Annotated in this window: 10 protein-coding genes; 7 read left to right on the top strand and 3 right to left on the bottom strand. The window is 37.9% G+C overall.

Features of this window, described 5'->3' with window-relative positions; translation table 11 throughout:
• Nucleotides 1-15: 15 nt before the first annotated feature.
• Nucleotides 16-603 carry a rhombosortase gene (gene rrtA / locus H5182_RS00135; RefSeq protein WP_149981163.1) on the bottom strand — a complete coding sequence of 196 codons (588 nt, stop codon included), beginning with the start codon at nt 601-603 and terminating at the stop codon, nt 16-18.
• 88 nt (nt 604-691) lie between these two features.
• Here rrtA and ggt point away from each other — a divergent pair, with 88 nt between their 5' ends.
• From ggt to H5182_RS00120, 3 genes are all read left to right on the top strand, one after another.
• Nucleotides 692-2,482 (top strand): gamma-glutamyltransferase, encoded by a 1,791-nt coding sequence (ggt, locus tag H5182_RS00130; protein WP_182759279.1) that lies wholly within the window; start codon nt 692-694, stop codon nt 2,480-2,482.
• 161 nt (nt 2,483-2,643) lie between these two features.
• Nucleotides 2,644-4,338: an NAD-dependent malic enzyme gene (locus tag H5182_RS00125; RefSeq protein WP_182759278.1), complete on the top strand. Its 1,695-nt coding sequence runs from the start codon at nt 2,644-2,646 to the stop codon at nt 4,336-4,338.
• Between the two features lie 126 nt (nt 4,339-4,464).
• Complete coding sequence (locus H5182_RS00120; RefSeq protein WP_182732073.1) at nt 4,465-5,175, top strand: SIMPL domain-containing protein; 711 nt, start codon at nt 4,465-4,467, stop codon at nt 5,173-5,175.
• An 8-nt stretch (nt 5,176-5,183) separates the two neighbouring features.
• On the opposite strand, the gene H5182_RS00115 is transcribed toward H5182_RS00120, so the two are convergent.
• Nucleotides 5,184-6,533 carry a DUF2254 domain-containing protein gene (locus H5182_RS00115; RefSeq protein ID WP_145233363.1) on the bottom strand — a complete coding sequence of 450 codons (1,350 nt, stop codon included), beginning with the start codon at nt 6,531-6,533 and terminating at the stop codon, nt 5,184-5,186.
• A gap of 478 nt (nt 6,534-7,011) precedes the next feature.
• Between H5182_RS00115 and H5182_RS00110 the strand changes: the two genes are divergently transcribed.
• The 4 genes from H5182_RS00110 to H5182_RS00095 all read left to right on the top strand — a co-directional run bounded on the left by H5182_RS00110 (nt 7,012) and on the right by H5182_RS00095 (nt 9,595).
• The gene (locus tag H5182_RS00110) at nt 7,012-7,386 is read left to right on the top strand and encodes an MAPEG family protein (protein ID WP_145233364.1); all 375 of its coding nucleotides are present in this window, start codon (nt 7,012-7,014) and stop codon (nt 7,384-7,386) included.
• On the top strand, nt 7,387-8,286 hold the full coding sequence (locus tag H5182_RS00105) for a transporter substrate-binding domain-containing protein (protein ID WP_145233366.1): 900 nt from the start codon (nt 7,387-7,389) through the stop codon (nt 8,284-8,286).
• Nucleotides 8,287-8,291: 5 nt separating this feature from the next.
• A complete protein-coding gene (locus H5182_RS00100; protein WP_182732097.1) occupies nt 8,292-8,921 on the top strand; it encodes a sulfotransferase family protein in 630 nt (209 codons plus the stop codon).
• A gap of 101 nt (nt 8,922-9,022) precedes the next feature.
• Nucleotides 9,023-9,595: a tRNA-(ms[2]io[6]A)-hydroxylase gene (locus tag H5182_RS00095; RefSeq protein ID WP_145233370.1), complete on the top strand. Its 573-nt coding sequence runs from the start codon at nt 9,023-9,025 to the stop codon at nt 9,593-9,595.
• A gap of 73 nt (nt 9,596-9,668) precedes the next feature.
• Here the strand turns inward: H5182_RS00095 and H5182_RS00090 are convergent, their stop codons facing one another.
• Nucleotides 9,669-12,371, bottom strand: coding sequence for an ATP-binding protein (locus tag H5182_RS00090; RefSeq protein WP_182759277.1), 2,703 nt, complete (start codon nt 12,369-12,371; stop codon nt 9,669-9,671).
• Between the last annotated feature and the right edge of the window lie 38 nt (nt 12,372-12,409).

Here is a 12,409-nt window from a genome sequence, read left to right as displayed (position 1 = left end):
TAGACAACGCCAAGCTTATGCTTGGCGTTTTTTTATATAATTTATCAGCAATGGCGTTGCGAGTACTATTCCGCCAATTGCACCTATTAAGTGAGCATCAACAGCAACCCGAGAGGCAATTAATTTACTCACTTCAGCACTGGGGCCATGAAATTGTTCATAAGCAATTTTAAGCCAAATACCGATAAACAATAAACCGCCGCTTTTCATGCCAACTTCAATATCTTTGATTGCCCCCCACACAATTACACCATGCAGTAGTGCACTCAATCCGGTGTAAATGTGAATATCAGGACAAAAAAAATAAACCCCAATACCGCACCAAGCAGCCAAAAATAAGGTGTGCAATGCATATTGCGTCGGTTTTGTATGCTCAGCATGTAACGCCCATATCAGTACGATACCGGCACAATTTAATGCTAAGTGCGCCCAGTTAGCATGCACATATTGGCTCGTGATCAAACGCCATACTTGGCCTTGGTCAATGAGCTGGCGATTAAACTCTAAAACATCATTTAAATTAAACGCTGCAAATAGGGCGCTTAATGCCATTAAACACAGCGGGGGTAAAATATATCGGGGTTGAAGTGGTAAATTGACCATTTTATTCTTATTTTTACAGCAAAATTTTGCATATTGTGCCCGTTTAACTTTAAGATGCCAAACATCTCAATGCAATTAAGGTCTTTTTATGTTTTTACCTTTTAAAACCAGCGTCGTCTTTAGTTTAACTCTTCTCACTTTACCTGTTTTAGCCACTCAAACACCACGAGAAGTACGCGAGCCAGAAGCCGCTACAGGCCATCAACTTAAGCAACATGTAACTGGTCAGCAGTATATGGTTGCTGCGGCAAACCCCTATGCTGCTAAAGCAGGACAAACCATACTCGCTAAGGGCGGCAGTGCAGTCGATGCTGCCATTGCAACGCAATTAGTCTTGACCTTGGTCGAGCCGCAATCATCAGGAATTGGTGGTGGGACTTTTATGCTGCATTTTGACAAAGGTCATAATAAGCTAACCAGCTTTGATGGCCGCGAAACAGCGCCAAGTAATGCTGACGAAAGATTGTTTTTAGATGAAAAAGGTAACGCGGCACCTTGGATTGAAGCAGTGGTTGGCGGCCGTTCAGTGGGTGTACCTGGTTTATTGCATGCCTTTGCTAAAGCGCATCAACAATATGGCAAACTTGCATGGGCGGAACTGTTTAAACCGGCCATAGAACTTGCTGAACAAGGATTTGTAGTATCACCGCGTTTACATGCTTTGTTAGCCAAACAAATAAACCCTGGGGTGACAACACTTCCAGTGATCCGTGATTATTTTTTTCCAGATGGTAAACCGCTTGCTGTTGGCACTGTTAAAACGAACCAACCACTTGCTGAAGTTTACAAAAAAATCGCCAGTAAAGGCATTGATGCTTTTTATAAAGGCGATAACGCTAAGCAAATGGTTGCTGCGGTCACTCATTCTATTGTGGCACCAGGTACTTTAGCATTAACCGATTTAGCTAATTATCAAAGTAAACAACGTGACGCAGTTTGCACCCCGTACCACAGTTATAAAGTATGTTCCATGGCACCACCGAGCAGTGGCGGAGTCGCGGTGTTACAAATTCTCGCTTTGCTTGAAGATAAGAACATGGGTCAATTTAAAGCTAATTCTGCACAAGCCCTGCATTATTTTAGCCAAGCATCGCGACTCGCTTTTGCGGATCGTAATGTGTATATGGGCGACCCCGATTTTGCAGATATTCCTACTAATGAGCTACTCGATAAACGCTATATCGAGCAACGGACAAAATTAATAAGTGAGCGAGACGAAAAAGCCTATGCAGGGCAACCTCGTCCATTACTGAGTTACGCACAAGATGATGCGTATGAATTGCCATCTACTACTCATGTATCTATTGTTGACAGTGAAGGGAACGCGGTATCAATGACCAGCTCAATAGAAATGGCGTTTGGTTCAACGGTTATGGTGAACGGTTATATATTAAACAACCAATTAACCGACTTTGCCTTGTCGCCGCGCAAAAACGGCAAATTATTAGCCAACCGCGTTGAAGCAGGTAAACGCCCGCGCAGCTCAATGTCACCGGTGATGGTGTTTAATAACGATGGCAGTTTACGCTTAGTGGTCGGCTCACCTGGCGGTAGCCGAATTATCGACTATGTCGCGCAAGTAGTTATTGGCGTATTAGATTGGCAACTAACTGCTCAACAAGCCATTGACTTACCAAGAATTACTAATCGTAATAATTATACAAGTGTTGAAAAAGGCACCGCTATAGAGGCGATTATTCCTGATTTACAAAAACGGGGTCATACAGTAAAAGTCGTCGATTTAAACTCTGGCTTGCATGCGGTTGAAGTCGTCAATGGCACTTTATTTGGTGCCGCAGATCCTCGCCGCGAAGGGATCGCTTTAAGTGAGCAAAGTATTGTTCTTAAAGAGCACGAAATGCCAGTGAATAAGCCTTAATTGACATCGTGATTTAATGTACAATCTACTTTTACGTGTGTGTTAAGCGCACACGTCTTATTTTCTCCTAATGGTCTGACAAGATTGAATATCATTGCTTTTTAATATTCAACAGTAATAATGACAGATCGTAACTTAAAGACTTCGTTAAGCTTGGACTTATGACTACAAATACTGACCCAAATTATCTTTATATTCATCACTCAGGCCCAGGTCTGATCGAAACGCCACTCTTAAATAAAGGCAGTGCATTTACTCAAAAAGAGCGTGAAAGTTTCAACCTTGCGGGATTACTGCCTCCTCGCTATGAAACGATTGAAGAGCAGGTTGAACGTTGTTATCAACAATATTCAAGTTTTAAAGACAACCTAAATAAACACATTTATTTACGCGCCATCCAAGATAACAACGAAACACTTTACTATCGTTTAGTGCGTGACCATCTTGAAGAAATGTTGCCTATTATCTACACCCCAACCGTGGGTGATGCCTGTGAAAAATTCTCAGACATTTATCGCAGCGCGCGCGGTTTATTTATCTCTTATGAAGACCGTTATCAAATCGATGATATTTTACGTAATGCGACCAAAGGCAAAGTAAAGGTTATCGTTGTCACCGATGGTGAACGTATTCTTGGTTTAGGCGACCAAGGTATTGGTGGCATGGGCATTCCAATTGGTAAGCTATCACTTTATACCGCCTGTGGTGGCATAAGCCCAGCCTATACGCTACCGGTTATGCTTGATGTAGGAACGAATAACGAAAAGTTATTAAACGATCCTATGTATATGGGTGCTCGCCATAAACGTATTGCACAAGATGAATACGATGAATTTTTAGATCTATTTATTAAAGCCGTTAAGCGTCGTTGGCCAAATGTGTTATTACAATTTGAAGACTTTGCACAACCTAATGCAATGCCTTTATTAAAACGCTACCGTGATGAAATTTGTAGTTTTAATGATGATATTCAAGGCACAGCGGCGGTTACAGTTGGTTCGTTGCTTGCTGCATGTCGAGTGAAGAATGCACAATTATCAGAACAAAAAGTAGTGTTTGTAGGTGCAGGCTCCGCAGGTTGTGGTATTGCCGAGCAAATCATTACGCAAATGGTGTCGGAAGGTATTTCTGACGAACAAGCCCGCAGCCAAGTTTTCATGGTTGATCGTTTTGGTTTGTTAACTCAAGGTATGGAAGGACTGCGCGACTTCCAGCAAGCACTTGCCCAACCTACAGATAAATTAGCTGATTGGACATACAGCGGTGAATACGCGTCATTGCTAGATGTGATGCACTGCACAGCTCCTGATATTCTCATTGGTGTATCAGGGCAACCTGGTTTATTTACTGAGCAAGTTATTCGCGCCATGCATAATGGATGCGAACAGCCCGTTATTTTCCCGTTAAGTAATCCATCTAAGCAAGTTGAAGCACTGCCGGAAGATGTGATCAATTGGACACAAGGCAAAGCGATTGTTGCAACTGGCAGCCCATTTGCACCGGTTGTTTATGACGGTGAAACATTTGTAATCCCACAATGTAATAACAGCTATATTTTCCCTGGTATTGGTTTAGGTGTCATTGCGGCGAAGGCCACCCGTATTACTGATGCAATGCTCATGGTGTCGAGTGAAATATTGGCAGAATCATCACCTCGAGCTAATACCGGTAAAGGGAGTTTATTACCTGCACTAACAGAAATTGAAACACTGAGTAAACGCATTGCTTTTGGTGTGGCTAAAAAAGCCATCGAAGAGGGGGCTGCACTTGAGATCAGCGATGATATGTTATGGGCGGCAATTGACAGAAATTACTGGTTACCAAAATACCGTAATTACAAACGTTGTAGTATCTAAGTGATCACTGCTGATTAACTAGTAAATTATCTAGAAACAGGCTTCGGCCTGTTTTTTTATGCTTGTTCATTTTAAATTAACCGCGTACGGTATCTAATAACGTTATTAAAACTATTAAGGATATGTATGCGTTATTTACCATTGTTAGCCGCGACTCTAAGTTTCAATGTATTTGCAGCCAGTACACCAGATGCCCCACACATTTACATTCAAGGCCAAGCGCAAATCTCCACTATTGCCGATAATGTAAAGTTAGGCGTTGCAATTGTTGAAGTTGATAAGGACTTGATGAGCGCTAAACAAAAAGCTGATCAAACTATGGCTAAAGCGATTAAATTAGCAAAGCAGCAGGGGATTGATGAAAAAAGTATTTATGGTTCACAAATCTCAATTAACCGAGAAAATCAATACAACCGTGAAACAGGTAAGCAAGACTTTATTGGTTACCGGGTTAGTCGCACACTTTCACTCACACTGACGGATGTAACAAAATATCCATTACTGCTGCAAAGTTTAGTGAACGCAGGCATTAATGAAATAAACCAAACTGAGTTCACATCGAGTCGTTTTGAGTCATTGCAAAAGAAAGTGCAAAAAATGGCAATTGCAGATGCTAAATCAGCGGCAAAAGAATTTGCTGCTGATTATGACGTAGAACTCAAAGGTTTGTATAGTGCTTCAAATGCCCCTATGAACGTATCAGCTCAACCTTATATGCGTGCTGAAAAAACCATGTTGTCAGACAGTAATTCTGGCAGTTTCGTCCCTGATGCCTATCATGCCGGCGAAATCACAATTTCGGCAGACAGTTACGCTATTTATCTAATTAAAAATTAACAGCCAACTCATTGGTGGCGAAATTTCGCCACCAATTTATCTCCCATTTCAGGGGAGATTCTCGCGATAGCATTAAGCATATTAATTATTTGGTCGCGATCATACTGATTACTAATATTCTCATTTACATCATCGATAATAGCATCTAAATAAGTAAATAGACTCTGCGCTGCTTTACTGTTCTGGTGGGTTCTGAACAAAATGTTTTTGAACGCTTCGAGTACATTATTCATCACATAACCATCACTTTTTGCATAGTTGCGGATTGGCGTGAAGTTATCATGCAATAATTCATCAAATGATGTTTCATGGAAATATAACAGTGGCTGTTTATCATCACTATGTTTTAAAGAGTAATTAACGTTATAAATGCTTAATCGATCAATGAGTAAAATACTGAGCATATCGATCGCCTTTACCGCAGTACCTGGATCGTTAATACCCGGGCTCATCGCTTTCACTGCAATCTCTGAGATCTGTGTCATTCCAAATCGATAATTGTCACTTACATATTCTTCGATATAAAAAATAAAGCAATTAAGTAAATCTTCAAGGAGTTGCTCGTTATCAGATAAATCATGATTACATTTTAAAAACGGATAGCCTTCAACAGTAAAAAAACCCTGCTTAACTACAACATAAATTTTTATATCATGTTGTTGGCAAAGGGCACATAGTTTATCGCTATTGACGCCTTTAAAGTAACCTTCAGTTTTACTTGAAATACTAGACCAATCGTCAAAGTTAGGAAATACATCGATAGGGTTATCTTTTTGCATGCTAATAATCGATTTCAATTCATTTTTAGTATTCTTATATAAGTCGTTTAATACGTTATCGACTTGAATAGCCCTTGAAATTGAATGGATGAAAAATACAAAAAAGCCTAACGATATCAGGCCAAAAACAAGTGAAAAAAGTATGCCCAATGAAGGAATTCCTATTTCACCATTATCCATAGTCCGGATGTTGATCAGCATAACGATTGAAAAAATAATACTGCCGAGATAAAAGCCCAAAACAAGTTGATGTGATTTACGCGTTATAAGCCCCGGTAATACTCTTGGTGATAGACTTGCGCTGGCACTATTAAGTACCACCATAACCATAGAAAAACTAAAAACAGTTAGCGAAATAATACTACCCGTTAATGTACTTAGAATCGTTCGTGCATTTTCTTCGCTATCAACCAATAGTACCTCAAGCAGCGATTTAAGCTCCATAACAAAAGACGTATACTCTGTAGTTGTTACAAGTACAGCAAACAATAAAAATATCACTGATAATAACGATGGATAGAAACCGATACTACTGACTAATTCTCGGTAATTATCGGCAATTTTTCGCGGAGTGAACATATATGAAACCTTAAGATGACTTAGTTGTTGTACCAACAACAGCTAATTTATGCAGTAAGCTTAACAACAAACTTTGTTTTACGTCTAATTATTAATAATAACGTTTCCAATATATGCATGTTTTATTAGCTGGAGGCTTAAAACTTACTTAGTATATGGACTCCTAATAGCAAGCAGCAAGATGTTGTAACTTTAATTTTACGGACCGCATTGAGCGTCTTGACTACAATATTAGCTTATTGCTTGATATGCGACGAAATCGTCTAAATAATAGACGTCATTGAGAGGGCATTGTATAAGGTCATTCTATTAATCTCAGTAGCAAGACCATACAAAGGTTAAAATAAGTGATGTTGTTTTCTGAGGTTGATTATCATTTGTTATTTAAATAACAATAGTTGTATAGTAATACGAATTATTAGGGGGACTTGGCAATACACAAGTTCTTATAAACTATTAGATAAAAATTAGGTTTATTGTGATCATATCTTTCTACGCAGCCATATTAGCTTTTATGTATATTTATTTAAGTATAAATGTTGTAAAAGTGCGAAAAGCAAATCAAATATCATTAGGTACTAACGATAACCAACAACTACTGAGAGCAACGCGAGCTCATGGTAATTTTATTGAATACGTACCTTTCGCGCTGATCCTTATTTTTTTAGCAGAGTACCAAGGTTTAAGCAGTCATTATTGCCATCTTTTAGGGACTTTATTAGTATTTGGTCGCGTATGCCACAGCATTGCGATTAATGATAATACCTTAAAACTTAGAGTTATAGGCATGCTATCAACCTTTGCAACCCTCGCGTTAAGTGCAATTGCGTTACTGCTCGGTCGTTTTTTCTAAATGTTTTGTACATGGCTTGCACTTTCTACATCATTGATAGTAAACCCTGTTAGTGCAGCTGTTGATCATAATGATCCGCGTCAAACACTGAATGTTATTTATCCTAAGCCAGAGCGTGAATACGAACTAGATAATTGGTATCCGCTAGAGTTACTCAAACTTGCACTAAAATATAGTGGCCAAGCGTATACCTTACAATCATCGATAAAAATGGTACAAAGCCGTTCTTTAAAAGAGCTAGAACACGGTGAGCTGGTTAATGTAGTATGGTCAATGACAAGTATAGAAAGAGAGCAGTTGTTTAAGCCTATTAGAATTCCAATTTATAAAGGTTTATATGGTTGGCGTTTACTACTTACTACTGAAGACAAACTTTCATTATTTACAGCCGTAAAAATGCCATCTGAACTTAAAAAGCTTTATTTTATTCAAGGACATGACTGGCCAGACACGGTAATTCTAAGCGATAACGGTTTTCAAGTTTCAACATCAACAAGTTATGACTCCTTATTTAATATGCTTGTTAAAGGACGTGGGGATGCATTTCCTCGCTCAATTTTAGAAGTTGATTGGGAATTAAAGCAGCTTGATGCAAGCGATCACATTACTACGGTGCCTAATGTCGTTTTTAATTATCCAGCAGCGATCTACTTTTTTGTTAACTCGCAGCGCGATGATTTACATAATGCAATTAAAATTGGTCTAGAAAAAGCACATCAAAATGGTGAGTTTGATAAATTATTTAATCGCCACTTCGCTGAAATTATTGCAAGCGCAAAATTACAAGAAAAAATGATTATAAAATTAGAAAATACACATCTTCCTCACTTAACTCCTATTAACAACAGTGCATTATGGTTTACTCCAGAAAAAAGCATTCAGTTCCACAAGTCATTATGAATCCAATAACTAAAATCTTTATAATTGGCCTACCTCGTACGGGCACAACCAGTGTATGCCATGCATTTTTACAACTTGGTTTTAGTTGTGCCCATACAGCCTATACCAAGCAATGTTTTAACCAAGCGCAAGTGATTGCTGACACACCAATTTTTAATGATTACGAATATTTAGATTCACTTTATCCAGGTGCTAAATTTATCTATTTAGAGCGGGAAGCAGAAAAGTGGCTGCCTTCAATTCGCCAATTATTACTGAGAATGCACACCAACTTAATGCGAGAGGATGGGGGTTTTAACCCACATATTAAGCGTTGTTATCTGCATACCTTTGGTAGTTTTTCTATTAATGAGTTACACAATGATGCCTATTTACAACAATGCTATGAGCAACACAAAAGTGCTGCACATAACTATTTTGCTAAGCGAGCAGCTGACTTTTTATCAATAGATATAGCCCATCCAAACAGTTTTAATCAGCTTTGTGATTTTTTGCAATTACAAACTGAACTGACAAAGTTTGAAAAAATGAATATTGGCGGCAAGGTAACAGCTTGGAATGCAATAAAACATCCACTAAAAGTTGCATCAACAGCAAATGGTAAAATCGATAAATATCTATACCCAACATCTTGATAAGAAGTAACTACTCAAGGTAATTAAAAATTATTGCTGTAACAAGATTTTGTAGTTCAATTGCGTTAAAATCTCGCCATTAGTTTTTAGGTAAAATATTTATGTTCGAATTAAAATACCACACTCCATTTGCATGGACCGAAGCTGTGATGGCAGACTTTGACACCTTTTTACAAGATCATGCCGCTGCAGAAAAAAAAGCGTCCGGTATGGCTATGTCGATGTTGTCGCATTATCCAGATCGCCGCAAGCTTGTAAAAGCAATGACCGATTTAGCACTGGAAGAAATGATCCACTTTAAACAAGTATTAAAGCTATTGCTTGATCGTGATGTTAACTTAGGTAACGACCAAAAAGATCCGTACGTAAAAAAAATTCGCGCGATTTTTAGAAATGGCCGCGACGAGTTTTTAATGGATAGATTATTAGTAGGTGCCGTAATTGAGGCGAGGGGACACGAGCGTTTCTCTTTAGTTGCACAAGCATTACCAATCGGCAAAGAAAAAGATTTTTATGTGGCAATAGCTAAATCAGAAGAAAAACATAAAAACTTATTTGTCGAGCTGGCTTATGAATATTTTGATAAAAATGAGGTCGATTCGCGATTAGAAGAAATTCTTATCGCTGAAGCTGAAATATGTAAAAACATCCCATTTACTGCGGCGCTGCATTAATCAGATCAGCGCTTGATAGTGCACGTTGAAGTGTATAACCGCTGAGCAGCAACAGCTGCCATATGTTCAGCCATTAATTTGGCTGATATTTGCTTGTATGTAACTCACTTTTTTGAATTTTTTTGGGTTGTAAGATCACTGGAAATTGGGCTACTACCTTAGTCCCTTTGCTGCTAGAGCTTCGCTTGATAGGCAGTTTATATTCTTTTGCAATACTATTCATCACGTAATAACCTAGGCCAAAATTTATAGAGCGGGTAAACATTGATAGGCCTTTACCGTTATCTAGTACCTGCAATATTAACTTGTTACCGATCTTATTTAAGTGAACTGTTATTTTAGTTGCACTTGCATGTTTAAATATATTCTCAACAGCATGGTATAACACCGCATAAATATCACACTGTAATTGTTTAGTAAGAACTTCATTACCAAGCGTGATATTGAATTCCGACTCAATACCATCCCTTGATAAACATTTAATATGTAGCATATCAATCGCTGTAGCCAAGTCGTTCTGCCCAAGGCTTGCATGGCTATTAGCAATAGGGCTTAAAATTTCATGTGCTTTTTTAAGTTTATCAAGGCCTTTACATACCATTATTTGATCTCCGCCACATAAATCTATGCCGTTTGCTAAGTTTATAGCAGCAACACTTAGCCCTTCACGCTGTAATTGCTTTTGATGTGACTTAAAAACACGGTGAAAACTCTGCAACCAAAAGAATACAAAGCTAGCAACACCTAAAAATAAGCTAATTAGTATTAAAGCATAAAACCACAAAGCACTATTTGAGCTATACCAAGGCCCACTTACAAAAAAATTGAAAGACTGTGGCTTACTCCACATACCTCCATTAACTTTGCTTCTATATTCTAATGTGTAATTATCAGGGTTTAGCTTATTTAATTGTATTAATGGGGTAGGGATATCATGCCATTCACTCATATTTAAGCGGTATTGATAATTAATGTGATCGCTAAGCGTGTAGCTATAATTAGTCAAAGCTATATCAAGCCAGCCAGAGTTATTCACTTTTAACGTTTCTGGATTTAAGTACGTTTTAGTGTTTGTTCTTATATAACTAATACGACTATTTGGTATAGTTTCTTGCTTTTTTCTTTCAACTCTTATTACGCCTTGGTTGCTAACCGCAACAATTTTATCACTAATACTTAATATTCCATTTGGTGTAAAAGAATGATCTCCTGTACCTTCTAAAAGATTAGTGTAAGCATCATCCATACTAAACTTGTGAATACCATGGTTAGTAGATAAATAGAGCTCTTGGCTCAATGAATGTAGCTCATTAATATATAGCGGGCTTACAATAGATTCCCACTGACCGTTAATTTTTCTAAATAAACCGCTGCCGTAAGTTGCAGCATAAAGTGTATTACCTAACAATTGAATATCTGCGATAGGTGCATATTTTTCAAGTTCAATCGAGGCATCACCCCGTTGATTAAAAGATATCAACCCCTTTTCATTAGCAATATAGAGTATACCTCCAAGGTTTTTAGTTGCCCAAGCAGTCTTATGCGATAGAAATTTATTGATATACCCTGAATCGAGTTGCGAAAGGGCTAAATCAAATATTTGAACTCCCTCATCATTTGTGGATAAGTAAATCTGTTTATTAATAACTGCTAAGTTAATTACATAACCTTTAAAGAACTGAGTAACAAGCTGTGTAGTCAAGTTAATAGCATATGCACCTAAATTAGTAGTAACGAACAGCGTGTCACCTTCTTGCTGTAATGCAGTGACAGAAAAACCAAGTTTTGAGATTTGCTGATTCAAATTGTTAAGAGCAGAATAGTGACCGTCAGAGTAAATATAAAGCCCGTTATCAGAGCCTATCCAGGTTTTACCATTTACTGTTGCGATCACATTGTAAATCGAAGCAATTGAAAGACGATCGAGTCTGACCTTAGATGAAACGACCTCAAAGCTATTAACATCTAATGCCCATAAATTTTGTTCATCATCAACAAACAAGTCTTTATATGCTTGAGGATGGGAGTTTATGCCTTTTTGTAACACTGATAGTTGTGTTATTTCAGCTTGGTTTATAGAGCCACGGTCTACATAATACAAAAAATATGGAGGTGAAAAGCGCAGATGTCTTGCACTTGTAATGTCGTCATTAAAAATTTTTATGTCATTCAGGTATGAATATGATGTCATATGATCATTTAAAAAATAAATCACTCCGTAAGGTGTAGCAACTAGCTCTCCGTCACTAACATGTGTGTCATCAATTAATCGTACACTCCTATTATTAATCACGTAGACACCGTCATTTGCCATAATGTACCCATGGTTGGCTGAGGCAGATACATCAAACATCTTATCTTTTTTACCAAGCGGCTCAGTAACTTCAAATGTTTCTAGATCAAGTAACGTTAATTGCTCTCTAGCTAACATAAATAAATATGTATTATTTACTGCCAGCTTTCTAGCTGCGATATCACTAAGTTTAACGGCTTCAAGCGTATTTAGATTAAATTGCCACACCTCTTTATCTTTATAGGCTATATACAAATAACCTGGTGATTGAAAGATAACATCACTTGTCCAGCGCTTAGGTAAAATAGAGATACTCGAAAGGTTTAGGTAATGACTACCATCGAAACGATAGACACCATCATGTGAAGAAAAATAAATATTCTTGTTATTATCTTGGGTAGCGGCATTCAAATGCTGCATGTTAAATGCAAAACAATAAGTGCTACTCAACATAAAGAAGATTAAAAATAGTAACTTGTTCATAATGGTGTCCATTTTATTATTATTACCAATCAAATTGG

It is taken from the genome of Pseudoalteromonas sp. SG44-17 (assembly GCF_014164235.1).
In the GTDB taxonomy this organism is placed as follows: Bacteria; Pseudomonadota; Gammaproteobacteria; order Enterobacterales; family Alteromonadaceae; genus Pseudoalteromonas; species Pseudoalteromonas rhizosphaerae.
Note: the sequence above shows the minus strand (reverse complement) of the source record. Positions and strands in the feature narration are given on the sequence as shown.

Excerpts from the sequence above, each read along its gene's own strand:
- H5182_RS00125 (WP_182759278.1), top strand. The coding sequence starts at position 2,644 with ATGACTACAAATACTGACCCAAATTATCTTTATATTCATCACTCAGGC.
- ggt (WP_182759279.1), top strand. The coding sequence starts at position 692 with ATGTTTTTACCTTTTAAAACCAGCGTCGTCTTTAGTTTAACTCTTCTC.
- rrtA (WP_149981163.1), bottom strand. The coding sequence starts at position 603 with ATGGTCAATTTACCACTTCAACCCCGATATATTTTACCCCCGCTGTGT.
- H5182_RS00105 (WP_145233366.1), top strand. The coding sequence starts at position 7,387 with ATGTTTTGTACATGGCTTGCACTTTCTACATCATTGATAGTAAACCCT.
- H5182_RS00120 (WP_182732073.1), top strand. The coding sequence starts at position 4,465 with ATGCGTTATTTACCATTGTTAGCCGCGACTCTAAGTTTCAATGTATTT.
- H5182_RS00095 (WP_145233370.1), top strand. The coding sequence starts at position 9,023 with ATGTTCGAATTAAAATACCACACTCCATTTGCATGGACCGAAGCTGTG.
- H5182_RS00090 (WP_182759277.1), bottom strand. The coding sequence starts at position 12,371 with ATGAACAAGTTACTATTTTTAATCTTCTTTATGTTGAGTAGCACTTAT.
- H5182_RS00115 (WP_145233363.1), bottom strand. The coding sequence starts at position 6,533 with ATGTTCACTCCGCGAAAAATTGCCGATAATTACCGAGAATTAGTCAGT.